General features: G+C 71.7%; 20 protein-coding genes. 4 read left to right on the top strand and 16 right to left on the bottom strand.

The genetic code is table 11. From position 1 onward, the window contains the following. Positions 1-8: 8 nt before the first annotated feature. From OIE67_RS13875 to OIE67_RS13855, 5 genes are read right to left on the bottom strand one after another with little or no spacing between them, the layout of a single operon-like run. A complete protein-coding gene (locus OIE67_RS13875; protein WP_326640211.1) occupies positions 9-2,024 on the bottom strand; it encodes a glycogen debranching protein in 2,016 nt (671 codons plus the stop codon). Beyond that, entirely contained in the window at positions 2,021-2,362 is a 342-nt protein-coding gene (locus OIE67_RS13870) for an STAS domain-containing protein (RefSeq protein WP_326640209.1), read from the bottom strand. Before OIE67_RS13870 ends, OIE67_RS13875 begins: the two co-directional genes overlap by 4 nt. Position 2,363: 1 nt before the next feature. Continuing rightward, on the bottom strand, positions 2,364-4,757 hold the full coding sequence (locus OIE67_RS13865; RefSeq protein ID WP_326640208.1) for an AGE family epimerase/isomerase: 2,394 nt from the start codon (positions 4,755-4,757) through the stop codon (positions 2,364-2,366). Between the two features lie 10 nt (positions 4,758-4,767). After that, positions 4,768-6,357, bottom strand: a complete 1,590-nt coding sequence (locus OIE67_RS13860; RefSeq protein WP_326640206.1) for a thiamine pyrophosphate-binding protein — start codon at positions 6,355-6,357, stop codon at positions 4,768-4,770. A gap of 4 nt (positions 6,358-6,361) precedes the next feature. Further along, positions 6,362-7,186: a type 1 glutamine amidotransferase domain-containing protein gene (locus OIE67_RS13855; protein ID WP_326640204.1), complete on the bottom strand. Its 825-nt coding sequence runs from the start codon at positions 7,184-7,186 to the stop codon at positions 6,362-6,364. A gap of 153 nt (positions 7,187-7,339) precedes the next feature. On the opposite strand from OIE67_RS13855, the gene OIE67_RS13850 reads away from it, so the two are divergent. Further along, positions 7,340-8,968: an FAD-dependent oxidoreductase gene (locus OIE67_RS13850; protein WP_326640202.1), complete on the top strand. Its 1,629-nt coding sequence runs from the start codon at positions 7,340-7,342 to the stop codon at positions 8,966-8,968. Here OIE67_RS13850 and OIE67_RS13845 read toward each other — a convergent pair. The 8 genes from OIE67_RS13845 to OIE67_RS13810 all read right to left on the bottom strand — a co-directional run bounded on the left by OIE67_RS13845 (position 8,953) and on the right by OIE67_RS13810 (position 19,607). Next, a complete protein-coding gene (locus OIE67_RS13845) occupies positions 8,953-10,422 on the bottom strand; it encodes a sensor histidine kinase (RefSeq protein WP_326640199.1) in 1,470 nt (489 codons plus the stop codon). The two genes, OIE67_RS13850 and OIE67_RS13845, sit on opposite strands and share 16 nt — an antisense overlap. Then, positions 10,401-11,474 (bottom strand): IS701 family transposase, encoded by a 1,074-nt coding sequence (locus tag OIE67_RS55425; protein ID WP_393276638.1) that lies wholly within the window; start codon positions 11,472-11,474, stop codon positions 10,401-10,403. Before OIE67_RS55425 ends, OIE67_RS13845 begins: the two co-directional genes overlap by 22 nt. Positions 11,475-11,695: 221 nt before the next feature. After that, positions 11,696-13,276: a GMC family oxidoreductase gene (locus tag OIE67_RS13835; RefSeq protein WP_326640197.1), complete on the bottom strand. Its 1,581-nt coding sequence runs from the start codon at positions 13,274-13,276 to the stop codon at positions 11,696-11,698. Between the two features lie 10 nt (positions 13,277-13,286). Further along, positions 13,287-14,846 carry a GMC family oxidoreductase gene (locus OIE67_RS13830; protein WP_326640195.1) on the bottom strand — a complete coding sequence of 520 codons (1,560 nt, stop codon included), beginning with the start codon at positions 14,844-14,846 and terminating at the stop codon, positions 13,287-13,289. Next, a complete protein-coding gene (locus OIE67_RS13825) occupies positions 14,846-15,538 on the bottom strand; it encodes an EthD domain-containing protein (RefSeq protein ID WP_326640193.1) in 693 nt (230 codons plus the stop codon). The genes OIE67_RS13830 and OIE67_RS13825 overlap by 1 nt, the downstream gene beginning before the upstream one ends. Before the next feature lie 23 nt (positions 15,539-15,561). Then, positions 15,562-17,193, bottom strand: coding sequence for an FAD-binding oxidoreductase (locus tag OIE67_RS13820; RefSeq protein WP_326640191.1), 1,632 nt, complete (start codon positions 17,191-17,193; stop codon positions 15,562-15,564). 19 nt (positions 17,194-17,212) lie between these two features. Beyond that, positions 17,213-18,502 (bottom strand): Dyp-type peroxidase, encoded by a 1,290-nt coding sequence (locus OIE67_RS13815; RefSeq protein WP_326640189.1) that lies wholly within the window; start codon positions 18,500-18,502, stop codon positions 17,213-17,215. A 253-nt stretch (positions 18,503-18,755) separates the two neighbouring features. Continuing rightward, positions 18,756-19,607: a siderophore-interacting protein gene (locus OIE67_RS13810; RefSeq protein WP_326640187.1), complete on the bottom strand. Its 852-nt coding sequence runs from the start codon at positions 19,605-19,607 to the stop codon at positions 18,756-18,758. Positions 19,608-19,841: 234 nt separating this feature from the next. On the opposite strand from OIE67_RS13810, the gene OIE67_RS13805 reads away from it, so the two are divergent. Continuing rightward, positions 19,842-20,711, top strand: coding sequence for a hypothetical protein (locus OIE67_RS13805; protein WP_326640185.1), 870 nt, complete (start codon positions 19,842-19,844; stop codon positions 20,709-20,711). A gap of 255 nt (positions 20,712-20,966) precedes the next feature. Here OIE67_RS13805 and OIE67_RS13800 read toward each other — a convergent pair whose 3' ends face one another. Further along, entirely contained in the window at positions 20,967-21,287 is a 321-nt protein-coding gene (locus OIE67_RS13800) for a plasmid stabilization protein (RefSeq protein ID WP_106249959.1), read from the bottom strand. Between the two features lie 256 nt (positions 21,288-21,543). Here OIE67_RS13800 and OIE67_RS13795 point away from each other — a divergent pair, with 256 nt between their 5' ends. After that, on the top strand, positions 21,544-21,786 hold the full coding sequence (locus OIE67_RS13795; protein ID WP_106249960.1) for a DUF2188 domain-containing protein: 243 nt from the start codon (positions 21,544-21,546) through the stop codon (positions 21,784-21,786). 79 nt (positions 21,787-21,865) lie between these two features. Here the strand turns inward: OIE67_RS13795 and OIE67_RS13790 are convergent, their stop codons facing one another. Next, the gene (locus OIE67_RS13790) at positions 21,866-23,233 is read right to left on the bottom strand and encodes a pyridoxal phosphate-dependent decarboxylase family protein (protein WP_326640179.1); all 1,368 of its coding nucleotides are present in this window, start codon (positions 23,231-23,233) and stop codon (positions 21,866-21,868) included. A gap of 127 nt (positions 23,234-23,360) precedes the next feature. Further along, positions 23,361-23,831, bottom strand: coding sequence for a MerR family transcriptional regulator (locus tag OIE67_RS13785; RefSeq protein ID WP_326640177.1), 471 nt, complete (start codon positions 23,829-23,831; stop codon positions 23,361-23,363). A gap of 250 nt (positions 23,832-24,081) precedes the next feature. On the opposite strand from OIE67_RS13785, the gene OIE67_RS13780 reads away from it, so the two are divergent. Beyond that, positions 24,082-25,473 carry an APC family permease gene (locus OIE67_RS13780; protein WP_326640176.1) on the top strand — a complete coding sequence of 464 codons (1,392 nt, stop codon included), beginning with the start codon at positions 24,082-24,084 and terminating at the stop codon, positions 25,471-25,473. Positions 25,474-25,525 lie beyond the last annotated feature (52 nt).

The raw sequence follows: 25,525 nt of genomic DNA, 5'->3' as shown, positions 1-25,525 counted from the left end.
TCCTCCAACTAGTGCGTGACCAGGATCGCGACGCTTCTGGGGCCGATCACGAACCGCGTCTGGTCGGCCAGGGCCGGCTCGCGGCCCGGCTCGTACGCGGCCTCCGGCGGCGCGGCGGCGGTGTCGGCGAACAGGTGCCAGGTCAGGCCGCGCGGCGGCGCCGGCAGTTCGAGGGCGTGCGCCTCCCAGTGGGAGTTGGCGGCGACGTACACGCAGTCGTCGCCGCCGCCGTCGAACATGGCGACCAGCACCCGGCAGTGCCCCGACCAGTCCGGCGACCAGGCGCGCACGCCGTGCCAGTGGACCGAGCCCGGCGAGCCGCCCCTGAGCACCGGATGGGCGCGCCGGAAGGCGATGGCGCGCCGGGTGAAGCGGAACAGGTCGGCGTTCTCCTCGCGCAGCCCCCAGTCGAACCACGTCAGCGGCCCGTCGTGGCAGTAGGCGTTGTTGTTGCCGAGCTGGGTGCGGCCGATCTCGTCGCCGGCCAGCAACATGGGCACGCCCCTGCTGGCCAGCAGGAGCAGCAGCGCGTTCCGGGTCAGGCGGGCGCGGGTGGCCAGCACGGCCGGGTCGTCCGTCTCGCCCTCCTGCCCGCAGTTCCACGAGTGGTTGGTGTCGTCGCCGTCCCTGTTGCCCTCGCCGTTGGCCTCGTTGTGCTTGTGGTCGTAGGAGACCAGGTCACGCAGGGTGAAGCCGTCGTGCGAGGTGATGAAATTCACCGTGGCCGCGGTCCCCCTGCGGCTGTAGAGGTCGGGCGAGCCGACCATCCGGGTGGCCATCTCGCCGGTGACGCCGAGGTCGCCCTTGATGTACCTGCGTACGGTGTCGCGGTAGCGGCCGTTCCACTCCGACCATCTGCTGTAGTCGGGGAAGCTGCCCACCTGGTAGAGCCCGGCGGCGTCCCACGCCTCGGCGATCAGCTTGCAGTCGCGCAGGATCGGGTCGTAGGCCAGCGACTCCAGCAGCGGCGGGTTGTGCAGCAGCTCGCCGTCGGGGCCGCGGCCGAGGATCGCGGCCAGGTCGAACCTGAACCCGTCCACATGGAACTCCGAGGCCCAGTAGCGCAGGCAGTCGAGCACGAACCCGCGCACGACCGGATGGTTGCAGTTGAGCGTGTTGCCGGTGCCGCTGAAGTTGTAGTAGTGCCGATCCGGCGTGAGCATGTAGTACGTGGCGTTGTCCAGGCCCTTGAAGCTGATCGAAGGGCCGCGTTCGTCGCCCTCGGCGGTGTGGTTGAACACCACGTCGAGCAGCACCTCGATGCCGGCCCTGTGCAGCTCCTTCACCAGGTGCTTGAACTCGTCCACCTGCATGTGCTCGCGCCCGGTCGTCGCGTACGACGCCTTCGGGGCGAAGAACCCGATCGGGCTGTAACCCCAGTAGTTCACGCCGGTGAAGATGTTGTCGCTCTCGTCGAACTCGAAGACCGGCATCAGCTCCACGCAGTTGACGCCCAGCTCCTTCAGGTAGGGGATCTTCTCCACGAGCCCGGCGTAGGTGCCTGGCGCCGACACCCCCGAGGAGGGATGCCGGGTGAAGCCGCGCACGTGCAGCTCGTAGATCACCAGGTCCTCGTGCGGCAGGCGCGGCGGGCGGTCGTCCTCCCAGTCGAAGTCGTCGAGGGCGACGCGGGAGCGGTGCCGGTAGGGGCCGGCGCCGGTCAGCATCCGCGCGTACGGGTCGCTGAGCACCCTCGTGGCGTCGAACCGGTGGCCGAGCCAGGGCTGGTGCGGGCCATCCACGCGGTAGCCGTACTCGAGGTTCTCCACGTCGAGGTCGAAGACGGTCATCGCGTAGACGCTGCCCACCCGGAACGCCTCGGGGAAGGGCAGCTCGGCCATGGGCTCGGCCTCGCCCGAGCGGTACAGCACGAGCGTCACGGAGGTGGCGTGGTTGGAGAAGACGGAGAAGTTGACGCCTCCGGGCACCCGCGTGGCGCCGAACGGCAGCGACCGCCCCGCGCGGACGGAGAATCCGGAGATCCGCTGCGTGGGGTAGGCGTCGATCGGCTCCAGGGTGGTCATACGGTCAACGCCTCCACACCCTCGTCGACGGACTCCACCACGGTGAAGAAGCCGAGGAAGCCCGTCGCGTCCATGATCGCGCGTACGTCGGGGGTGAGCCCGGTGAGCGCCAACCGCAGCGAGCCGCTCTGCGCGTGCCGGTAGATCAGCAGCAGCACCCGCAGGCCCGCGCTGGACATGTAGACCGTGCCGCTCAGGTCGAGCACGACCTGGCCCTCGCCGGGCAGCAGCGCGCGCAGGTCCTGCTGGACGCGCGGCGCGGTCTCGCTGTCGAGGCGGCCGTCGAGGGCGACGACCGTGACCCCGTTCCTGATCTGGTGCCGTAGTTCCATGCTCATGTCAGTCCTCCACCGGCGCGAGATGCGCGCGCACGGTCACCGGTGACGCGGAGTCGGGCAGTTTGACCGTCATCGCCGCGGCGTCGAACAGCTGGTACGGCGTGCCGTCCACCTCCACCCAGTCCAGCCGGACCCGGCCGGGGGGCAGCGCGTCGGGCGCCACCCGCAGCACCCGGTCGGTGAACCCGTCGGGCCGCGGGCGGAAGTGCAGCGTCAGCGGCTTCCTGTCCAGCAGCAGCCGCTGGTAGACGGTCGCCAGGAAGCACAGCTCGGCGGCGTGGCACATGCTCATCGAGTGGCTGCCCTTGAACCGCTCGGTGCCGAGCAGGTACGGGTGGCCGTCGGCGAGCACGTTGAAGTAGACGCCGCCCTCGTCGTGGTCGAGGAAGAAGGCGTTGTAGAAGGCGGCCGACTCGCGCGCCCGGCGCTCGAACTCCGCACCGCCGGCCGTCCCGGCCAGGATCTGGTAGGCGAGGATGGCCTGCTCCTGCTGCCACCAGGCCTTCCTGTCGTGCCAGACGAAGCGGTGGATGTGCTCCCCCGGGCCCAGTTTGCGCTCGACCACGTCGTACCAGCCGCCGCGCTGCGGGTCGCTGCCGAAGGGCGGCATCTTCTCGCCGATCTCGACGGCCAGGTCGCGGTAGCGCTCCTTGGGCCTGATGGACATCATCCGCATCAGGTTCCAGGCGATCTTGAGGTTGTGGCCGACGACCGCGCGGTCCTGCTGCCAGTGCCAGGTGGTGTCCGGCGTCCAGTCGGCGTAGAAGCGCTCCTGCACGTACGGGCTGTCCTTGCGCGGCATGTGCTCGGCGATCAGGTCGAACGTCTCCTCCAGCATGTCGGCGTGCCGCTCGTCGCCGGTGGCCAGCAGCAGGTTGATCAGGTACGCGGGCGCGTGGTCGCCGACGGAGTTCCAGTTCTTCCTGGACCGGTTGGGGCCCAGGGACTCGTGGTGCGGGCTGAGCAGGATCGGGTCGATGTGGGAGTAGTAGCCGCCCAGCTCGGGATCGCGGAAGAAGCGCTGGAACAGGCGCAGGGTGCCGTCGATGTCGGCGGCGATGCGCGGGTCGCCGGTCAGCCGGTAGAGCTGGGTGGGGCCGGCCAGGGCGTAGATCTGCTCGTACATCGGGATGGCGTCGTAGTCGTCGCCGAACTCGGAGGTGAACAGCTTGCGCTCGGCCCCGTCGCGCACCTCGACGCCGTGGTACCAGTACACGACGTCCTCGTCGCGGTCCACGAAGCGCATGTGGTCGCGCAGGTAGGCGGCGCCCTGCTCGGCGACGTCGAGGAAGTCCTCCTCGCCGGTGAGCATGTACGCCGACGACATGCCGTAGACCATGCGGGAGATCGTGTCGGTCTCCTGCACGACCTGCTCGCCCTTCTCCCCGCCGAGCCGCAGCTGCGTCCGGTAGGCGGCGTAGTCGATCGGGCCGTCGCCGAACTGGGCCTTGCGGTAGAAGCGGCCCAGCTCGCGGATCTGGCGCACCCACCAGTCGGGCTGCTCGAAGGTGTACTGTCCCGGCTGCTTGCCGAGGAAGGTCAGCGCCTTGGCCTCGACGGTGTACGCGCCGCCCTCGGGATAGAAGATGCCGTGCGCGAACACGTAGCCGCCCGGGGTGAGCAGCTGGTCAAGGTGGCCCGAGGCGTCCAGGTACGGCTCGGCCAGGTTGCGCAGGAACTGGGCGGAGGTGGTGTCGGTGAGCCGGACCTTGACCGCGCGGCCGTCGTTGGTGCGCAGGCCGATCACGCCGTCCGCGAAGCTCGTCACGTACCCGGCCACCAGGTCGGAGAAGGTGAAGTCGGGCCGGTAGGCGCGCTCGGCGGTCGAGTCGGCGGCGACCAGGTCGATGATCATGCGGGCGAACTCGGCGCAGTGGCCGGCCGTGCGGCCGGTGACGAGGTCGCGGTCCACCACCACGTCCTGGTCGGTGTAGAGCGCGCCCATGTTGCGGGCGTCGCCGACCAGGTTGTTGTGGCAGGTGACGCGGCGGCCCTTGACCACCTCGGCGATGGGGGCCGCCAGCCACAGGCCGTGGCAGATGATGCCCTTGACGATGCGGCGGTCCGCGAAGGCCGCCTGCAGCAGGCGTACCGCGGGGGCGAGCTCGTGCACGTCCTCGGTGTAGCGCAACCGGTCCGACACCATGCCCGACGGCACGATCAGCACGTCGATGCCGGACAGATCGGCACGTTCCAGGTCTCCCGTCACGGTGAACGGCTCCTGGAACTCGTGCCCGTGGAAGGTGAGGGCGTCCTGGCCCCACAACCGGGTGAGGAACTCCACCCGGGCGCCCTCCTCGGTGAAGCGCCGCTCGTAGTAGTGCAACTCCTGCTCGACGAAGTCGCTCTCCATCAGGATCGCGACGGTGCGGCCCGCCAGTCGCTTCTCACTCACGGTGTCCCTCTCACGTCGTCATCAAATGCACCAGAAACGGCCCCGGCTCGGCCAGCATGCGCCCGACGGCGGACTCCACCTGGGCGGGTTTGCTCACCTTGACGCCGGGGACCCCGAGGCTCCTGGCCAGCCGGACGAAGTCGATCTCCGGGTGGGCCAGGTCGAAGCCTTCGGGGTGGGGATGCGAGGCGATGCCGCGCTCGCGCCAGTACTGCTCCAAGTTGTCGTCGAGAAGCTGGTAGCGGCGGTTGTCGCAGATCACGAACCGGGCGGCGACGCCGTACCTGGCGGCGCTCCACAGGGCCTGGATCGTGTACATGCTGCCGCCGTCGCCGGTGAAGCCGACCACCTCGCTGCCGGGGCGGGCCAGCTTGATCCCGATCGCGCCGGGCAGGCCGACCCCGAGCGAGCCTCCCCTGGTCTGGAAGTAGGAGCCGGGCCGGCGCGGGGGGAGGTGCCGCAGCAGGGCGGGCGAGGCGGTCAGCGCCTCGTCGAAGAGCACCAGGTCCGCCGGGGCCCGCCGGGCCAGCTCGGCGGCGAACAGGTCCATCATGCCCGCCCCGTACGGCTCGGCCGGCGCCCGTCCGGGCAGGGGGCGCGCCGGGCCGAGCCGGGCGGCCAGGGCCGCCAGGGTGGGCTTCGGGTCGGCGGCGAGGGCGACCTCGGCGGGGAAGTTCTTGGCGATCTCGTAGTCGTCAAGGTCGACGTGGACGATCCGGCACCCCTCCGCGAAGGGGCTGCGCAGCAGCGGGAACACCTCGGGGAAGAGGTAGGTGCCGACGACCAGCACGGCGTCGGCGTCCGCCACGGCGGCGGCGCTGTGCTCGCCGAACATGTGGCCGAGGTCACCCCGGTGCAGCGGGTGGGTGGTGTCGATGACCAGCTCGGAGCAGTTCACCGTCCACACCGGGGCGCCCAGCGCCTCGGCGAGCGCGGCCAGCTCCGGCTGCGCGCCGGACACCGCGACGCCGTCCCCGGCCAGCACCACCGGGCGCCGGGCCGCGCGCAGCACGGCGGCGGCCCGGTCCAGCTCCTCAGGCACGGGCACCGTCGCCCGGCTGGGGATGGTGCTGGGCAGCGCGGGCTCGTCGGTCTCCGCGTCCAGCACGTCCATGGGCAGCGCCACGAAGACCGGGCCGCGCGGCGGCGTCATCGCCGTCTTGACCGCGCGGCGCAGCACCCGCAGCACCGAGCCCGGATGGGTGACCCTGGTGGCGTACTTGGTCACGGGCGTGGCCATCGCCACCAGGTCCACGGCCATCTGGCCGTCCATCGCCTCGTAGCGCACGCCCGCCTCGCCGGCGATCACGACGAGCGGCGAGTGGCCGCGCTTGGCCTGGTAGAGCATGCCGACGCCGTTGCCGAGGCCCACGCCGGTGTGCAGCTGAACCAGCGCGGGGCCGGCCGTCGCCCTGGCGTAGCCGTCGGCGATGCCGAGCGCGGCGGACTCCTGCAGGGCCAGCACGTACCGGAAGTCGGGCAGTTCCTCCAGGACGTCGAGGAAGCCCTGCTCCACCGTCCCCGGGTTGCCGAACATCACGGTGATGCCGTCGGCGGCGAACTGCTCGAAGACGGCCCTCTTGGCCGGGCGGCTGCTCACGGGTTCACCAGCCGTAGCGGCGCAGGCCGGTTTCGAGCACCTCGACCAGCTTCTCGCCGGACAGGTACGAGTCCGGCGTGGAGCGCCCCGTCACGAACGGGTAGTCGACGATGACCGAGGTCTCCTTGCCCACGTTGCCGTGGTAGCGCCCGTCCGGCGCGGTGGCGTCGCGCAGGATGTACTCCAGCGGGTACGGCGGCGGCCCCATGTTGAAGTCCACGCCGAGGAACCCCGTGCCGTCCTTGTAGTCGTACTCCTTGCAGTGGCCGGTGACGTGCTTGCCCCGCAGGATGCTCATGCGGTCCTCCCAGTCGCGGGCGAAGGCGAGGCAGGCGATGCCGTAGCACTCGGCCAGGATCGGCTTGTCCGCCCGGACGAAGGCGAGGATGAGGTCGTGCACGCGGCCGTTGTTGGCCAGGTCGACGATCGGCCCGCTGCCGCCCACGATGACGAGGGCGTCGTAGCGGCCGATGTCCCGTTCCACCCGGCCGAGCTCGCGGTGGTAGGCCTCGACCTTGCGCAGGTGGCCGTCCTCGCTGTCGTACGGCCGTTCCGGGATCCACTCGGCCAGGCTGAGCGGATCGTCCAGCCGGTCGGACTCGTCCACCTGCCTGGCGGCGACGGCCACCTCAGGCGTGGTCACCGAGCGGCCGAGCGGCGGGTCCACGTAACCGGGATCGAGGCTGGGCGGCAGGGCCTGGGGCCGCTTGCCGGTGGGAGTGGCGAACACGCTCCGGTAACCCTGCCGGTCGAAGGCGGTCAGCGGCCCGACGAGCTCTTCTCCCCAATATCCGAACTCGGAGAGAATAATAAGAATGGTGCGCGTCATACAGCGAATTGAAACAATCGCCGGGTTTCACGGACAAGGCCGGCCCACCTATTCCGTCAAGTCCGGCAAATGACCTGATACTTCGTCAGGTGTCCCGGGCCTGCTTACGGAAAAGGCGGCAGAATGGTCGTCAGCCGATTCTGGAGGGTCGTGATGCCCGAGCAGCACCGGCCGGTCCTGCTGGCCGTGGACGACGACGACCATGTGCTCCGCGCGGTCCGGCGCGATCTGTCCCACGCCTACCAGCAGCGCTACCGCGTGCTCGCGTCGAGATCGCCGGCCGAGGCCGTGCGCCTGCTCGACACGCTGCTCGACCGCCGCGCGGAGGTGGCGCTGATCCTGTCGGACCAGCGGATGCCGGGGATGACGGGGATCGAGTTCCTGGCCGCCGCGGCCGAGCGCTTCCCCACTGCCCGCCGCGTGCTCCTGACCGCCTACGCCGACACCAGCGTCGCGATCTCCGCGATCAACGAGGTGCGGCTCGACCACTACCTCGTCAAGCCGTGGGAGCCGCCGGAGGAGCGGCTCTATCCGGTGCTCGACGAGCTGCTGGCCGACTGGGAGTCCGGCTACGAGCCCCCGTACCAGGGGATCCGGCTGGTCGGCCACCGGTTCGCGCCGGCCACCCACCGGCTGCGCGACCTGCTCACCCGCCATCGCCTGCCGTTCAGGTTCGAGGAGGGGACGGGCGGCGAGGCCGACCTGCCCGTGGTGGCGCTGCCCGACGGGCGTTCCCTGGTCCGGCCCGGGCACGCCGAGGTGGTCGAGGCGCTGGGCCTGTCCAGCCGGCTCAGCCATCCCCACTACGACGTGGCCATCGTCGGCGGCGGTCCCTCCGGGCTGGCCGCCTCGGTCTACGCCTCCTCCGAGGGCCTGGCCACGTTGCTGATCGAGGCGTACGTGCCGGGCGGCCAGGCGGGCACCTCCAGCAGGATCGAGAACTACCTGGGCTTCCCCTCCGGCATCTCCGGGGTCGACCTGACCAGCCGGGCGGTCACGCAGGCGCGCAGGTTCGGCGTCGACGTGCTCGCCCCGGTCGAGGCCGAGCGGCTGAGCCGGGCCGGCCGGGCGTGCGTGCTGCACCTGTCCGACGGCAAGGAGATCACGGCGGCCACCGTGCTGCTGTCGACCGGCCTGTCCTACCGCAGTCTCGACGCCGCCGGCGCCGGCCGCTTCGAGGGCGCGGGCATCTACTACGGCGCCACGCTGACCGAGACCGAGTCGTGCGTCGGCCGGCCCGTGTGGATCGTCGGCGGCGCCAACTCCGCCGGTCAGGCCGCCCTGCACTTCGCCAAGCACGCCGGCCACGTCACCATGGTCGTCCGCGCCGCGAGCCTGTCCCACGGCATGTCGGCCTACCTGGTCGACGAGATCCAGGCGGATCCGGCCATCACCGTCATGACGAACACGCACCTGGTCGGCGCCGAGGGCTCCGAGCGGCTGGAGCGCATCGTGCTGCGCGACGGCGCGACCGGCGCGCTCCGCACGCACGAGGCCGAGCACCTGTTCGTCTTCATCGGCGCCAGGCCCAGGACGGAGTGGCTGGACGGCATGGTGCGCAGGGACGAGCGCGGCTTCGTGCTGACCGGGCCCGACCTGGGGCCGGCCGCCGAGCTGCCCGCGTGGGACCTGCCGCGCCAGCCGCTGCTGCTGGAGACCAGCGTGCCCGGCGTGTTCGCGGCGGGGGACGCGCGGGCGGGCTCGGTCAAGCGGCTGGCCTCCAGCGTGGGCGAGGGCGCGATGGCGGTGTCCATGATCCACCGCTATCACTCGGAGAGCTGAGCCCCGGGCGTCCGCGCCGCCGGGGCGCCGTCCTCAGGGCCGCCGGTACCCGAGCCGCCCGGGAGGCGGCTCAGGGGGAGCCTGACCACGAAGCGGGTCTCCCCCGGGCGGGTGGTGACCTCCATCGTGCCGCCGTGCCGCTGCGCCACGATGTCCATGCTGACGTGCAAGCCGAGCCCCGTGCCCTTGCCCAGCTCCTTGGTGGTGGTGAAGGGCTGGAACACCGTGGGCAGCACGTCGCCGGGGATGCCGGGCCCGTCGTCGCGGAACTCCACCACGGCGTGCCCGCCCTCGCGCCGGGTGCTGATCGCCAGCTCGCCCTCGCCGTTCATGGCGTCCACGGCGTTGTCGATGAGGTTCGTCCAGACCTGGTTGAGCTCGCTGGGGAACGCCTTCATGTCGGGCAGGTCGGCGTAGTCGCGGCGCACCCGTACGCCGCGCAGCTTCGGCGCCATGAGGGCGAGCGTGGCCTCCAGCCCTTCGCGCAGGTCCACCTCGCGTTCCGGCGCGCGGTCGAGGTTGGCGTAGGCGGAGGTGCGCCCGACCAGCTCCACCACCCGCCGGCCCGCCTCGGCCGCGTCCCGCGTGAGCGAGGCCGCCCGCAGCACCCTGGTCAGGTACGTGAGCGCCGGCTCGAACACCTCCGCCCGCAGGCCGGCGGCCAGCTCGTCGAGCCGGGCGGGGCAGGCGCCGTGCTCGGCCAGGACGTCGCTCAGGTCGGCGGCGTCCACCAGCCCGCGCTCGTACAGCCAGTCGGCCACCTCGTCGGCCGCCTCGGCCTCGGCCAGCGGGTCCAGCGGCACCCTGGGTGTGAGCTCGCCCTGGACGCGGGCGACCAGCCGCCACTCGGCGTCGTCGCAGGCCCGGCCCCACGCGACCGCGGCCTCGGCCAGTCGCGGCGTCAGGTCGCGCAGGTCGCGGGTGGCCCGCATGGCGGCCGCCGCCGGGTTGTTCAGCTCGTGCGCCAGCCCGGCGGCGAGCATGCCCAGCCCTTCCAGCATGCGGCTGCGGCCCGCCTGCCGTTCCATGGCGTTGATCCGCCCGGCCAGCACCGGCAGCAGCACCCTGGACACGGGCGGGCAGCGCTCCAGCATCTCGAAGAAGCCGTCCCTGTCGTAGGCGACGACCCGGGCGGAGCCCACGGCCAGCGCGCTGGCCAGGTACTCGGCGCTGGTGAGCAGCGGCAGCTCGCCGATGAACTGGTGCTCGATGCTGTCGCCGGTGTGCCTGGCCAGCACCTGCTCCCGTCCGCCGACCATCTTGGTCACCACGATCTGGCCGCCGAGCAGCACGTAGAAGGCGTCGGCCGGCTCACCCTCGGAGAACAGCGCGTCCCCGTCGGAGAGCTCCATGAACAGGCCCGTGCGCGCGACCCATTCGAGCTGTTCCGCGTTGAGGCCGCGGAACAGCTCGACGCCGCACAGCCGCTCGGTCACCCATGCGGGGACAGGCACAGGTCCTCCGCCTTCCTTCCGTCGCGGCCGCGCAGCAGCCGGTAGGCGTGGGCGGCGGACACCAGCGTGACGTGGTGGTGCCAGCCCTGGAAGGAACGGCCCTCGAAGTGGTGCAGGCCCGACTCCCTGGAGACCGCGGACAGCTCGGACACCGCCCGGTTGCGCAGCTTGATCAGCCCCGCCAGGTCGGGGACCCGGTTCCGGCCCAGGTCGGTCAGCCACATCGAGCGGTTGCCGACGCTGCGCCAGCTGTGCACCGGCTCGTACGGGCGCGGCAGCGCGCGCCCCGACACCACCTGCAGCCGCGGCCGGGCGGGCTCCAGCACCGGGCGGACCACGGCGCCGGGGCCGATCGAGGGCATGGTGTGCTGCGAGACCCGGACCAGGTAGGGCAGCCCGCGCTCGGCCAGCCCACCGAGCAGCGACTCCACGCCCGGCATCGCCCTGGCGTCGGCCACGATGGGCGCGGGCGGCAGGCCCCAGTCGATCACCATCTCGTCGATCGCCTGGAGCAGGTGCCGCCAGGCCGGCCGGCTGCGCTCCTGGTCGGGCAGGCGCGCGCCGCTGCGCAGTTCCTCGTCCTCGTCCCACGAGCGCGGCAGCAGCAGGCGCCAGTTGACCGGGCACCCGCCCTCATCGCCCACGAGCACGACGGCCAGGCCGAGCTGGCAGTTGACCAGCCGCCCGGCGGAGTGCACGAACTGCCTGGCCACGCCCACCGACTTGGCGCCGTTCTTGGGGAAGACGACCTCTTCGAGCACCCACGCCTTGGGGCGGACGGCCTGGACGAGGATCTGCGCCAGCCGCTGCCGGACGAGCCGCCAGTCCCAGGGGCTCTGGTTGACGAACTGCTGCAGGCACTGGTCGACGGGCCGGCCCGTCACCTGCTCGGAGATGCGCCGGATCGATTTGCGGCCGGGGACCGAGAGCAGGCCCTGGACGTACACCTCGCCCCATCGGCGCTGGTCGGAACGGAGGAAGGAGGAGAAGAGATCCTCACAGAAAGGCGAGAGCCATATCTCCCGCGTGTCCAATTCCGCATAAATGGTCATACGACCAACCCCTAGATATTTGAACTTTCCCCCTTTTCATCATTAATTATCGGAATCTCCGGGGCGGGATGACAGGACGAGCTTATGCTGGCACTGCCACTTCTATATATGACGCTCAGATGTCGTCCCTGCGACAGGACGTCCCGCCGGCAAGGCGACGAGCCCCACGGGCCGGTCCGGCCGGCCCATGAGGCTCGACGAGCGACGCCGGGCGCCCGCGTTCAGTCGCCGCGCGTGATGAATTCGGCGGCGCGCTCGGCGATCATCACGACCGTGGTGTGCGGATGGGCGCTCACCAGCGTCGGCATGATCGAGGCGTCGGCCACGCGCAGGCCCTCGACGCCGCGCACCCGCAGCCGCGGGTCGACCACCGCACCCGCGTCCGAGCCCATCCGGCACGAGCCGGCGAAGTGGTAGTAGGAGCCGGTGTTGGCCTTCACCCACGTGCGCAGCTCGGCGCGGGTGGTGACGTCCGGTCCCGGCGCGACCTCGGTCAGGCCCCATTCGTCGGTGAACGCCTTGGTGCGGTAGAGATCCCTGGCGATCTCCACGACGGTGACCGTGCGCTCCAGGTCGTACGGGTCGCCGAAGTAGTCGGCGTCGATCAGGGGGTAGGCGGCGGGGTCAGGGCCGGCCAGTCGGACCCAGCCGCGCGAGACGGGCCGCACCAGCGCGGTGAGGCTGAGGATGACGTGCGGGTCCACCAGCTCCCGCACCGGCGCGATGGGCTTGCCCGTCTGCACGCGGCGCACCACGTTGGCGAAGAACTTCTCGCCGAACGGCGCACGGTGCACCAGCGCCACCTCCAGGTCGGGCACCGGCAGGCCCTCCTCGGACCCGCAGAACACGGCCACCTCGGTCACCTGCCCGCGCGGGTCGTCGCCGGGCTTGGCCATGTAGCCGATGGGCCCGATGACCAGCGGGTGGTCCTGGAAGTTCGCGCCGACCCCGGGCAGGTCGGCCAGCACCGGGATGTCGTGCCCGGCCAGGTGCGCGGCCGGTCCGAGGCCGGACAGCATGAGCAGCTTGGGCGACTGGATGGCGCCCGCGCAGAGCACGACCTCCGCCTCGGCCCGCGCGGTGTGCGTGGCGCCGTCGCGGGTGTACTCGACGCCGGTGCAGCGCCCGTTGTCGAACAGCAGCCGGGTGGCGGGGGCGGCGGTCATGACGGTGAGGTTGGGCCGGCCGAGCGCGGGGTCGAGGTAGGCCTCGCGGGCGCCGTGGCGCCGGCCGTCCTTGATGTTGACGTGGTGCCAGCCCGCGCCGAACAGGCCGGCGTTGAAGTCGTCCAGGCGGGGGTGGCCGAGCTCCACGCAGGCGTCGATGAACGTGCGCGACACCGGGTTGCCGGTCTCGGCCGCGTCCATCACGGTCATGGGGCCGTTCCTGCCCGCCGTGGGGTTGTGCCCGTCCTGCTGCGCCTCCAGGTGCTGGAGGGTCGGCAGCACGTCCTCGAACGACCATCCTGGGCAGCCCTGGTAGGCCCAGGAGTCGTAGTCCTGGGGCCGGCCTCTGGTGTGCATCATGTGGTAGACGTTCGAGCCGCCGCCCAGGCCGCGCCCGGCCGCGCTGTAGACCCGGGAGCCGTCCAGGCCCGGCTGGGGTTCGCTCATGTACGCCCAGTCGAGGTCGGTGAGCAGCACCTCGTTCCACCGGTGCGGAGTCCTGACCGCCTCGGTGACCTGCGCGTCGCCGGCCTCCAGCAGCAGCACCGAGGCGCCGGGGTCCTCGCTGAGCCGGGCGGCGAGCACGGAGCCGGCCGCGCCCGCGCCGATGACGATGTACCTGTAGCTGTCTGCCACGGTCGGCTCCTTAGGTGATCAGGTCGGCCGCGCGCTCGCCGATCATCATGGAGGCTGCGGCGGTGTTGCCTGCGGGGATGGTCGGCATGATGGAGGCGTCGGCGATCCGCAGCCGCTCGACGCCGTGCACGCGCAGCTCGGGGTCGACCACGGCCATCGGGTCGCGGCCCATGCGGCAGGTGCCGACCGGGTGCCACACCGTGCTCGCCGTGGCGCGGACGTAGCCACGCAGCTCCGCGCCGTGTCCCGGCGCGCTCTCGCGGTCGCGGAAGGCGGACATCGCCTCGGTGTGCGCCAGTTCCCTGGACAGCTCGATCCCGCGGACCAGCGCTCTGAGGTCCTCCTGGTCGCGCAGGTAGCCGGGGTCGACGAGGGGCGGATCGCCCGGGTCGGCCGAGCGCAGGGCGACCGTGCCCCTGCTGCGCGGCTGGGCGAGGACGGGCGCGAACGTGAAGACGGGCCCGTCGACGCGGTAGGGGTCCGCGACGAACTGCACGGGGCCGAACAGCAGCTGCAGGGCCGCGTCGTCGGGCGGGAACAGGCCGGCCTCGGCCAGCAGCTCGGGCGGCGGCAGCTCGGTGCGGGCGGTGTAGGCGACGCCGAGGATGAGGTGGTCGTGCAGGTTCGCGCCGACGCCCGGCAGGTCCACGGCGGGGGTGAGGCCGTGGCGGCCGAGGTCCGCGGCGGCGCCGATGCCGGACAGCATGAGCAGCTTGGGCGTGGCCAGCGCGCCGCAGGAGACGATCACCTCGGCGGACGCCTCGGCCCGGTGCGTCACTCCGTCGCGCACGTACTCCACGCCCGTGGCCCTCGTGCCGTCGAGCAGCACGCGGGTGGCCACGGCGCCGGTCTCGACGGTCAGCCGCGGATGACCCTTGAGCGGGTCGAGGTAACCGTAGGCGGTGCTCGACCGTTCGTCGTCCTTCGTCCGGGTGGACTGGTAGGCGAACGCGCCCTCCTGGGCCGCGCCGTTGTAGTCCCAGTCCTCGCCGCCGGGGTAACCCAGCTCGCGGGCGCCGCTGATGAAGGCGCGCGACACCTCCGACATCCGCGTCAGGCGGGCGACCTTCATCGGGCCGCCCGTGCCGTGGTAGGCGTCCTGGCCGTGCTCGTGGTCCTCGGCCCGTTTGAAGCAGGGCAGCACCTGCTCGTACGACCAGCCGTCGTTGCCGAGCTCGGCCCAGTGGTCGTAGTCGCGGCGGTTGCCCCGGACGTACAGCATGGCATTGACGCTGGTGCCGCCGCCGAGCGCCTTGCCCTGCGGCAGCGGCACCGAGCGCCCGTCCAGCCCCTGCTGCGGAACCGTGAGGTACGGCCAGGTGACGGCCGGGTCGCCCCACAGGGAGGTCATGCCCGGGATGCCGCTCTGGCGCATCGCGGGGACGTCGGCGCCGCCCCCCGCCTCCAGCAGGAGCACGCGAGCCTGCGTGCGCTCGACCAGCCGGGCCGCGACGATCGCGCCCGCCGCGCCGGCCCCCGCGACGACGTAGTCGTAGCCGTTGCCGTCGTCTGGGCCGTTGTCTGGGCCGTTGTCTGGGCCGTTGTCTGGGCTGTGATCCGGGCCGGACATCAGCGGCTCTCCGGCCCGATGATCCAGTGCTCGGTGGTGACGAGCCGGTGCACGTAACGCGATTCGGTGAACGATTCCATGTCGGCCTCGGCCTTGGCGTACTCGGCCGAGCCGAGCGCCGCGGCCAGGTCGTCGCGGCTGTCGAAGGAGAGCAGGTAGGCGGCGTCCAGCACGGCCTCGCCGATGCCGTAGGCGCCGTCCCTGACGTGGCACTGCAGGTAGCGGCGTAGTCCGGGCACCCGGCTGACCAGGTCGGCGTGCGTGCCCAGGCTGCGGCTCCTGAAGTCCGCCAGCCGTACCCCTTCCTTCCGCTTGACCAGCACGATCAGCTTCACGCCGGTCGCGCCGGCGAGCTCGGGTCCCGCGACCACCTCGTGGGCGTCGGTGTCGAGCACGACCGTGCGCCAGAAGGCGGCCCAGCGCGGCTCGTCCTTGCGCGCGCCCTCCAGGAACTCGGGCGTCTGCAAGGATTCGAGCTGTTCGCGCTCGTCACGCAGCCAGATCTCCGCGACGCCGCTCCACAGCGGCTCGCCCTCACCCGGCCAGAACGGGATCCTGGTGTCGATGAGGTATTTCCTGATCTGGGGGATCTTGCTGGCGTACTCGACGGCGTGCACGTTCAGCCAGTACTGCTGGAACTCGTGTTCCGTCATTCCCGGCTTGGGGGCAGCGAAGATGAGTTGGTGGATCACGGTGCATTCCTCCGTCACTGGGTCTAGGCCGCGGTGATCGACTGCGCGTGCCTGAAGACGCCGCTCGGGTCGTAGGCCGCCTTGACCCGCTGCAGCCTGGGGTAGTTGTCCTTGTAGTAGAGGGTCTGCCAGGGCACGCCCGAGCGGTTGAACGCCGGGTCGGTGATGTCCGGGTCGGGGTTGTTGATGTAGCAGCCGTCGGCCTGCTCGCCGGGCACCGGATAGCCGCCGGTGGCCGACCAGACCGCGCCGTACAGGTCGCGCAGCCAGCCGATGTTGGCGGCGTCGGCGGCCGGATCCTGCCACTGCGTCTCGAACAGCGTCCAGAACGCGGCGTCGCGGTGGGCGAGCGCGGTCCTGGTTGACGGCACGGCGTTGATCGCGCCGCCGCTGAACCCGGCCAGCGTCACCGCGCCCGCCGGGTTGGCGAAGTCGGTGCGGTTGAGCGCGTCGTACATCGCGCCCGCCTGGACGGGCGTGTACGACTTGCGCAGGTAGGCCGACTTCGACGCCCCGCGCAGCGTCGGGTTGATGAACGACGGGATGCTGGCGGCGATCAGCCTGACCGCGTGCAGCCAGGGCAGCTTCTGCGCCGGCTGCGCCGCCACCACCGCGTCCACGCCGAGCCCGCTGGTCAGCGCCGCGAGGTAGCCGCTGAGCAGCCCCTCCGCGCCGGGGGCCGCCGCGTCGACCTGGGTGAGCAGGAAGACGTTCTGGGCCGAGCGGTGCGCCAGGGAGGCGACCCCGGACAGCGCCCTGGCCGGGGAGCTGGGGGCGGCGGCGGATTCGTACCAGGCGCCCCAGTTCGTGACCAGGGCGGTGAACTTGGCCCGGTCCAGCATGCTCCACGGGATGCCGACCGCGCTGAGCAGCACGTCCTTCGGCGGGTTGACGAGCAGCCCGCCGGGGTCGGAGCCGGTGCGGCCGGGCGTGCGGAACCAGAACCTGGTGACGACGCCGAAGTTGCCGCCGCCACCGCCCGCGCACGCCCACCACAGGGCGTGGTGCGGATCGTCCGGGTCGCTGGTGGCCACGATCGCGCGGGCGGTGCGCGAGCGGTCCACGACCACCACCTCGACCGCGGCCAGATGGTCGATCACGGCGCCGAACTGCCGGGACAGGAAGCCGTAGCCGCCGCCGGTGGTGTGCCCGCCGATGCCGACCGTCGGGCACATGCCGCCCGGTATGGTCACGCCCCACTTCTTGTAGAGGGTCTCGTAGACGTTCGACAGCCGGGCGCCGCCCTCGACGGCGAACGCGCCGCGCCGGGTGTCGAAGTACACGTCGTTCAGCCCGGCCAGGTCGATGACCATCTTGACCTCGTCGTTGAAGACGAACGGGGCCAGGCAGTGGCCGCCGGAGACCACCGAGACGCGCCTGCCCGTGTCCACCGCCTCCTGGACGGCCGCCACCACCTGCTCGGTCGAGCTGACCACGCGGACGTAGTCGGGCCGGCCGACCCAGCGCTGGTTGTAGCCGACGGTCAGCTCCTGGTAGCGGGGGTCGCTCGGGTACACGGTCGCGGGGGCGGCCACCGGGCCTCTGTCTCGTGCTCTCGTCGCGGCGGCGTCGGCGTCGTCCATCAACGTCACCGCCACCGCGCCCGTGGCGGCCGCGGCGCCGCCCAGTAATCCACGCCTCGACAGGCCTTCCATGAATCGTTCCTCCTCGCCACTATTGGTCGTCCACGAGCCCTTGGCCCAGGTAGCCGTCACGGGCGCCGGGCAGGGCGTAGAAGAAGCCCCCGCCTTCCGGCCGGGTGAACGCCTCCATCGGCTCGCCCTTCAGCCGTTCCTGGGCCTGCAGGAAGTTGGCCAGCCTGCGCTGGTAGCTGACGAAGACCAGGCCCTGGTCGAGCAGGCCGTCGGCGTCGAGCCCGCGCGAGTAGTTGAAGCCTCTGCGCAGCATGGCCTTCTCCGGGCCCGCGGTGCGCGGGTTGGCCAGCCTGATGTGCGCGTCGAGCGGGATGCGCTCGCCCCGGGGGTCGTCGGCGTAGCGCGGCAGGTCCGTCTCCCTGGAACCGTCCAGGGGCGCGCCCGAGTCCTTGCGGCGGCCCATCACGCGTTCCTGCGCGGCCAGCGAGGTCCGGTCCCAGCGTTCGACGAACATCCTGATCAGGCGGACGGCCACGTACGTCCCGCCGAGGGCCCAGGCGGGCTCGCCGTCGCCGGCCCCGACCCAGACCGCCCGGTCCATCAGCGCCGCGTTGCCCGCGTCGGGGTTGCCGGTGCCGTCCTTGAAGCCGAGCAGGTTGCGGTTGTCCGTGGCGCCCGCCGTGGCGAGCGCGTCCGGGCGGGCGAAGCCGTCCTGGGACCAGGCGAGCCTGAGGCTGTCGCCGGCCGCCGCGGTCAGGCGGCGCAGCGCGTGCAGGCACACGTCGGGGTGGTCGCCCTGCACCAGCACCAGCAGGTCGCCGTGGGTGCGCGCCGGGTCGAGCCGGTCGTTGGCCAGCACGCCCATGGGATGCAGCTCGGCGGGGCGGCGGCCGGCCAGGCCGTACCTGGCGTCGAAGAGCGAGGCGCCGACGCTGAGCGTCACCAGCGCCGGCTGGTCGCCCTGGCCGAGCAGGAGCGAGCTGTCGGACGGGGGCAGCGTGGCGGCGTTGGGCGCGGGGGCGCGCCCGGCCATGAGGGCGTCCATCTCGTCGGACAGCGTCCGTAACGTTCCCGCCAGCGCCGTCCTGTCACGGTCGCGGCAGTGGAACGCGGCGACCAGGCACGCGAGCGCCGGTCCGGTGAGGACCCCGGGCTGGTGCTCGCCTCGGAACGATCCTCTCGGGACCCGCCCGTTCCCCGCTCCGCTGCCGGCTCGCCCGTCTTGGGCGCCGGCCTGACCGTTCGCCGGCGGGCCCGCCAGCAGGGTCGCGCCCGCCGCGCCGGCCGCGAGCCCCGCGCCACCGGTCGCGGCGGCGGTCAGGAACGACCGCCGCGACGGCCGGCTCCGCGCTCCGCTCTCCTCAGCCATGTCGCATCGACTCCACGTGGTGGTCAGAACCCCCTCATGGTGTCCTGGGCCACGGCGGAGAGCGCCGAAATGGGTTGGAGTCCGTTATCTCCGGCCCGGTCGGGCGGGCGACCTCACGAAGTACCGCGCCCGGCGTTGCCTTCAGGCGGCCGATGAGAGATCGCCTGGCCGCCCGTTCCGTGCCGGAAGACGGGCGGCACGGACGGCCACCGGCCGGTCGTACGGCCAGTCACGCGGCTCGTCACGCGGCTCGTCACGCGGCTGAGCCGCTCAGTGCGCGCGCCTCCTCGTCCTCGACCTGCCGGTTCCACTCACGCTTCGAGGACTGCCAGCCGTCCTCGTCGCGGCCCAGCCGCCAGTAGCCGGAGATCGACAGCCGCTCCAGCGGGATTCCGCGCTCGACCCGCAGGTACCGGCGCAGCTCCTTGACGAAGGTCGCCTCGCCGTGGACGAACGCGTGCACCGTGCCGTCGGGGAAGGCCGCCGCGCGTACCGCGTCCACCAGGGCCCGCCCCACCTGACCGCCGCCGCGGTGCAGCCAGACGATCTCGGCGTCGCCGGCGCACGGCAGTTCCTGTTCCTCGGCGGCGTTCTCCACCTCGATGAAGACCTTGGCGGCCGCGCCGGCCGGCAGCCGCTCCAGCGCGACGCCGATGGCCGGCAGCGCGCTCTCGTCGCCGGCGAGCAGGTGCCAGTCCGCCTCGGCGCTGGGCGCGTACGCCCCGCCGGGGCCGAGGAAGCGCAGCACGTCGCCGGGCGCCGCCCGCATCGCCCACGGCCCGGCCAGGCCCTTGTCCCCGTGGCAGACGAAGTCGATGGTCAGCTCGCGTGTCAGGGGGTCCCAGCCGCGCACGGTGTAGGTCCGCGTCACGGGCCAGTGCTCGCGGGGCAACTCCTCCCGGATCACGCCCATGTCGAACGGCTCCGGATAGGTCACTCCCGGCACCGGGAACAGCAGCTTCACGTAGTGGTCGGTGAACTCGCCCGCGGTGAACCCGGCGAGCCCGTCGCCCCCGAGCACCACTCTGATCATGTGCGGGCTCAGCCGCTCGGTCCGCCGCACCACGCCGGTGGTGCATCTGGGCGCGCGCCGTTCCGTCGCCATGGTACTCCCTCGTCTCGCGGTAATTAGGCAAGCCTAACTTAACCACTTGGCCAGCGCCCTAAGGTGAGGCCTACTCGCGACACGGCCCCGTACATCTCCGATACTTCCGAAATGTCAGGAGTTTTGACACAGCCTTGTCACGATCGCGGTGACGATTGGTTGCCACATCCTCATGCTCTGTTATGGTCCCTCCTTGTCCCCATTTGGGGCAACCTTTACTTCCCTAGGAGGAACATGCGGAACGCGAAGAAGGTAACCGTCCTCACCGCGGCCGTGGCGACCGCCACCGCGCCCCTGCTGGCTCTCGCCACCCCGGCGATGGCCGCGCAGCCCGCCGCGACCGCCACGACTGTCCAGGCGCAGCCGCTCGAATGGCTCTCCCTCGACGCGCTCACCGGCTCCAAGCTGGTGCAGCGGGTCAAGGAACTGCTGGGCAAGGGCTACGTCCCCACATCTCTGAACGTGACCAACGCGGCCAACCCGCAGTACACGTCCCTCTGGACCAAGGACGCCGGCCGCAAGGTCAACGTGCTGCAGGGCGTGAAGGCCGGCGACCTGGCCAAGCGCATCCAGGAGCAGCTGAAGGCCGGCTACCAGCCCAAGCTGATCAGCGGCACGGGCACGGGCGCCGGCGCGGTCTTCGCCGGGGTCTTCGAGAAGACCACGCAGCTGGCCAAGTCCCAGGTGAGCCTGACCAAGGAGACCTTCACCAAGGTCAACCAGGAGCTCGCCGCCGCCGGCTACAGCCTGGCGTCGCTGGACGTGTACGGCACGGTGGAGCGGCCCCTCTACGCGGCCGTCTGGATCGCCGGCGCCGCCACGGGCACCCTCCAGGTGACCCTCGGCCAGACCGTCCAGGAGCGCGGCAAGGAACTGCTGGAGAAGACGAGGCAGGGCCTGCGCCCCGTCCTCATGGCCGTCGAGCCCGGCAACCTCTACACCACCGTGTGGAGCAAGGGCAGCGTGAGCGGCATCAAGGAGTACCTGAACCTGTCGAAGACGACTTACGCCCTCAAGTCGGCCCAGATGAAGGTGCTCGGCTACCGTCCGCAGATCCTGAGTGCCGAGGACGGCGTCATCGCGTCGATCTGGACCAAGGGTTAGACGTTCTCCCGGTGACTTCCCGGTGACGTGAGCCCGGAGAGCACCCCTCCGCCGTTCCCGCGGTTTCGTCCCGCGGTGAGCCACGCGCGCGAGCCGTCACGGAGGGGCGCGCGCAGGTGACTCACGACACCGGGAGGCACCGCGGCGTCCTCCGGCACGCCGCCGGGAGGCACCGCGGCGTCCTTCGGGACGCCGCCGGGGTGCTCGGTGTCGCGGCGTCGGCGGCCGCGTTGTGGGGGGTTGGGGCGCAGCGGGTCATCCGAGGGCTTTCTCCAGCTGCTGCTTGCTCATCTTCGAGCGGCCCTTGATGTCGCGGCGCTTGGCCTCGGCGTAGAGCTGGTCCCTGGTCCGGCCGGCCGCCCCGGTGTGCGAGCGCAGCCCGCCCCTGCGGCTCGACGACATGTCCTTGGTGGAGGTCTTGCTGGCCGTACGCGACTCGCCCGCCCTGGCCCGTTCCTTGTTCACCGTACGGGCGGCGATCTCCTTGGCCCGTTTGCCGCTCTCGCCGCGTTTCTTGGCACTGTCCTTGACGTGCTCGTACTGGCGTTCCCGCTTGCTGCTTGAACCGCGAGGCATGATGTCCCCCTTTTCGTGGGTTGACGCGTTTGGACGGCATCTACCCACGGGCGCTGCACGAAACGGATGAGCCCGGAGTCGGACATCCGACATCTATGTGAACCAAGGGGCTGAAAACCCCATGCCGCTTCGGCGCGGCCGAGCCGGACGTGCCGAGTCGCGCATTCCTCCCGCATCCCGATTTTTACGAATAAGAGCGGCGAACCTGGGCATGTGGCGTCCCATTCTTTGCCGACAGCGGAAGGGATGACTCCCCATGGCAGGCCAGGCCAACTCCCGAGACGTCGTCCAGCGCCCCGACGGCAGCTGGGCGGTCACCAAGCCGGGCGCCCAGCGGGCCCTGTTCACGGCGGACACGCAGGCTCAGGCGGTCGAGCGGGCCGGCGAGCTGCTGCGCCGCGACGGCGGCGGCGAGCTGCGCGTCCACGGCACCGACGGCAAGGTCCGCGACCAGCGCACGATCGCCCCCGGCAACGACCCCGTCCCACCCAAGGGGTGACGCCCTCAGCAGGCCAGGAGGTCTGTCGCAGACCGACAGCCTCAGGAGCCGAGGCGGGTGATCCCAAGGACTGACGGCGTCAGGAGGCCAGGCGGGTGATCGCGGCGAGTGAGCGGTCGACGTCCGCCTCGGTGGTGGTCGCGTTCGACACCGAGATGCGCATGTACCGCCGCCCGCGCCAGGTCGTGCCGCCCGCCCAGCAGGTGCCCTCCGCCTGCACGGCGGCCACCGTCCTGTCGGTGCGCGCGTCGTCGCCGAAGCGGACCAGCACCTGGTTGAGCACCACCTCGTTCGCCACCTCGAACCCCGCGGCGGTCAGCCCGCCGGCGAACCTGCGGGCCAGCGCGCAGCAGCGATCGACCAGCGCGGCGACCCCGTCGCGGCCCAGCTCCCGCAGTCCCGCCCACACCGCGAACCCCCGGGCGCGGCGCGAGGACTCGGCGGTCAGATCCGCGCCGACCGGCACGCCGCCCGAGCCGACCAGGTACGCGGCGGCCAGGGACATCGCCGCCGCGTGCGCGTCCGGCCTGGCGCAGAACGCGAACGCCGAGTCGTAGGGCAGGTTCAGCCACTTGTGCCCGTCGCAGGCCCAGGAGTCGGCCAGTTCCAGCCCGTCCACCAGGTGCCGGGTCGCGGGGCTGGCCGCGGCCCACAGACCGAACGCCCCGTCCACGTGCGCCCAGCCGCCGTGCCGGTGCACGAGCTCGCACGCCTCGCGGAGCCGGTCGCAGGCGCCGGTGTTGACGTTGCCCGCCTGGAGGCAGACGACGGTGGGCCCCTGGGCTCCCGCGCGCAGCACCTCGCGCAGCGCCCCGACGTCGATGGCGCCGTCAGGCCCGGCCGGCACCGCCTCGACGGCGTCCGTGCCGAAGCCGAGCAGCCGCAGCGACCTATCGATGGTGGCGTGCCGCTCCGCCCCGGCGATCACCCGGACGGGCGGCGCCCCGGCCAGCCCGCGCCGCTCCACGTCCCAGCCCGTGTCGGCCAGCACCTGGTGGCGGGCGGCGGCGAGGCCGACCGTGTTGGCCGCCTGGCAGCCGGTGACGAAACCCGCCGACGCCTCCCGCGGGATGCCCAGCAGCTCCTTCAGCCAGCCGCCCGAAGCGCTCTCTGCCGCGATCGCCGCCGGGGAGGTGACGGCGTTCGTCGCGACCTGGTCCCAGCCGGCGGCGAGGATGTCGGCACCGGTCGCCGCCGGGAGCGCGCCGCCGACCACGAACCCGAAGTATCGCGGCCCCGCACTGGCCACCAGCCCGGGCTCGGCGGCGGCGATCAGGTCGGCCAGCACCCGCTCGGGCGGCGTAGGTCCGGCCGGCAGCGGACCGCCGAACGCCTTGGCCAGCGCCTCCTGATCGACCGGCAGCCCGACCGGCCGCTCCGCCAGCGACCGCCGGTATCCGGCCGCGTTCTCGGCGGCCGAGCGGAAAAGACCCTCCAGCTCCTCCATCGACGCACCTTATCTCCGTACCTGCGCCACAGCGAGGGCCGGCCCGTCAGCGCTGCCCGGCCGGCTCCCTCACGGCCGTCCGCTCGGCTCGCACCGTTCGCGACCGGCCCACGACCGGCGGCCCGGCTCAGCCTTCCGCCGCCGGCGTACGACCCGCAGCCCCGCTCGGGTCGACCACGCACGCCTCGTCCTGCAGATTCCGCGGCCAGGCGGCGTTCTCCACGATGCGCCGGTAATCGGGGCATCGGGTGAAGTCGTCGGCACCGCACTCCATGAGGTGCTCGATCAGTCTCTTGGACGCGGCGATCTCCTCCAGGCGCCGGGCCAGCTCCTCGTGCTGGCGCCGCAGCAGCGCCCGGCGTTCGGCGCGGCCGGCGGCGTCGAGCACGCCGCGGATCTGCTCCAGGCTGAGGCCGCCCGCCTTGGCCCGGATGATCGTCATGACTCGGATGACGTGGTCGCGGGTGTAGCGGCGGCGCCCGTTCACCCGGGAGGCCGGGGTCAGCAGGCCCATCGACTCCCAGTGCCGCAGCACGTGCGGCGCCAGGCCGAACCGCTCCGCGAGCTCTCCGATGCGCATCGAGTCGCTTGACTTCATGTTGACATTAACTTGCGTAGCCGCCTCCGCGTCAAGCCTCGCGAGCGTTCGTCCGGCCTGTCTCCGCAGACACGCAGCGGTGCGTGACGCCCTGTTCACAGATGACTGCGCAGGATCGTAAGGTGTCAGGGTGAAGGTCGAGATCATCCCCCCGGTCTGGCGCCCGCTGCGCAACTGACCGGCGCCCGACGCGCGGGACGTGGCCCCCTATCCCTTCGGCCTCCGGGCTGACGCAGACAAGGAACCCCCCATGGCTCAGACCAGTCCACCCACTCCCGCCGAGGCGGGAAACGACGGCCAGCCCGCGCTCAAGCGGGTGATGGGCCCCGGCCTGCTGCTGTTGTTCATCGTCGGAGACATTCTCGGCACCGGCATCTACGCGCTGACCGGCCAGGTGGCCGGCGAGGTGGGCGGCGCCGCCTGGCTGCCCTTCGCCATCGCCTTCGTCGTCGCCCTGATCACCGCCTGCTCCTACCTCGACCTGGTGACGAAATATCCGGAAGCGGCCGGAGCGGCGCTCTACGTGCATAAGGCGTTCGGCAAACACGTGCTGACGTTCCTGGTGTGCTTCGCGGTGATGTGCTCGGGCATCACCTCGGCCTCCGCCGCCTCGCGGGCCTTCGCCGCCAACCTCGTCACCGGCTTCGGCCTGGAGGCGGGCAACACGGTCATCCTGCTGATCGCCCTGGCCTTCATGCTGCTGGTGCTGGCGGTCAATCTGCGCGGCGTCGGCGAGAGCGTCAAGCTCAACGTGGTGCTGACCGCGATCGAGCTGTCGGGTCTGCTGCTGGTCATCGTGCTCAGCATGTTCTTCATCCTCGGCGGGCAGGCCGACTTCTCCCGCGTGGTCGCCTTCGAGACCCCGGCCGACAAGAGCGTGTTCCTGGCCGTCAGCGCGGCGACTTCGCTGGCGTTCTTCGCCATGGTCGGGTTCGAGGACTCCGTCAACATGGCCGAGGAGACCAAGGAGCCGTCCCGGATCTTCCCGCGGATGATGTTCACCGGGCTCGGCATCACCGGCGTCATCTACGTGCTGGTGTCCATCTGCGCCGTCGCCGTCGTCCCCGTCGGGGTGCTCGCCGAGAGCGAGACGCCGCTGGTGACCGTGGTGCAGACGGCCACGCCCGGCGTGCCGATCGCCGACCTGCTGCCGTTCATCTCGATGTTCGCCGTCGCCAACTCCGCGCTGATCAACATGCTGATGGCCAGCCGGCTCCTGTACGGCATGGGCAAGCGAGGCGTGCTGCCGCCGTTCCTGGCGAAGGTGAACGCCGTGCGGCGCACCCCGCACGCGGCGATCGTGTTCACCACGCTGCTCGCCATGGCCCTCATCACGTTCCTGTCGCTCGACCCGGAGAGCCCGGTCGTGTCGCTGCTCGGCGGCACGACGTCGCTGCTGCTGCTCGCGGTGTTCGCGTTCGTCAACGTGTCGGTGCTGGTGCTGCGCAGGGAGGACACCGGCGTCGACCACTTCAACGCCGGCCGCGTCCTGCCCGTCCTGGGCACCATCACCTGCCTCTATCTGGTGCTGCCCTGGTCGTCGGGGCGTCCGGTGGGCCAATACCAGATCGCGGGCGTGCTGCTGGCGATCGGCGTCGTGCTCTGGCTGGTCACCTGGCTGTCCCGCAGAAACAGAGCCTGACCACGCCGGGGCCCGCACGCCGGGCCCCGGCTCGTCAGCCCTGCCGGAACGA

It is taken from the genome of Nonomuraea fuscirosea, assembly GCF_035917475.1.
GTDB classification, from domain to species: domain Bacteria; phylum Actinomycetota; class Actinomycetes; order Streptosporangiales; family Streptosporangiaceae; genus Nonomuraea; species Nonomuraea fuscirosea.
This window is presented reverse-complemented; position numbering and strand designations above follow the sequence as displayed.

Coding starts and splice junctions, on each gene's coding strand:
- OIE67_RS13830 (WP_326640195.1), bottom strand. CDS start 14,846: ATGTCCGGCCCGGATCACAGCCCAGACAACGGCCCAGACAACGGCCCA.
- OIE67_RS55425 (WP_393276638.1), bottom strand. CDS start 11,474: ATGACCATTTATGCGGAATTGGACACGCGGGAGATATGGCTCTCGCCT.
- OIE67_RS13815 (WP_326640189.1), bottom strand. CDS start 18,502: ATGGCTGAGGAGAGCGGAGCGCGGAGCCGGCCGTCGCGGCGGTCGTTC.
- OIE67_RS13795 (WP_106249960.1), top strand. CDS start 21,544: ATGGCAGGCCAGGCCAACTCCCGAGACGTCGTCCAGCGCCCCGACGGC.
- OIE67_RS13780 (WP_326640176.1), top strand. CDS start 24,082: ATGGCTCAGACCAGTCCACCCACTCCCGCCGAGGCGGGAAACGACGGC.
- OIE67_RS13870 (WP_326640209.1), bottom strand. CDS start 2,362: ATGAGCATGGAACTACGGCACCAGATCAGGAACGGGGTCACGGTCGTC.
- OIE67_RS13820 (WP_326640191.1), bottom strand. CDS start 17,193: ATGGAAGGCCTGTCGAGGCGTGGATTACTGGGCGGCGCCGCGGCCGCC.
- OIE67_RS13790 (WP_326640179.1), bottom strand. CDS start 23,233: ATGGAGGAGCTGGAGGGTCTTTTCCGCTCGGCCGCCGAGAACGCGGCC.
- OIE67_RS13810 (WP_326640187.1), bottom strand. CDS start 19,607: ATGGCGACGGAACGGCGCGCGCCCAGATGCACCACCGGCGTGGTGCGG.
- OIE67_RS13850 (WP_326640202.1), top strand. CDS start 7,340: ATGCCCGAGCAGCACCGGCCGGTCCTGCTGGCCGTGGACGACGACGAC.
- OIE67_RS13855 (WP_326640204.1), bottom strand. CDS start 7,186: ATGACGCGCACCATTCTTATTATTCTCTCCGAGTTCGGATATTGGGGA.
- OIE67_RS13805 (WP_326640185.1), top strand. CDS start 19,842: ATGCGGAACGCGAAGAAGGTAACCGTCCTCACCGCGGCCGTGGCGACC.
- OIE67_RS13875 (WP_326640211.1), bottom strand. CDS start 2,024: ATGACCACCCTGGAGCCGATCGACGCCTACCCCACGCAGCGGATCTCC.
- OIE67_RS13785 (WP_326640177.1), bottom strand. CDS start 23,831: ATGAAGTCAAGCGACTCGATGCGCATCGGAGAGCTCGCGGAGCGGTTC.
- OIE67_RS13800 (WP_106249959.1), bottom strand. CDS start 21,287: ATGCCTCGCGGTTCAAGCAGCAAGCGGGAACGCCAGTACGAGCACGTC.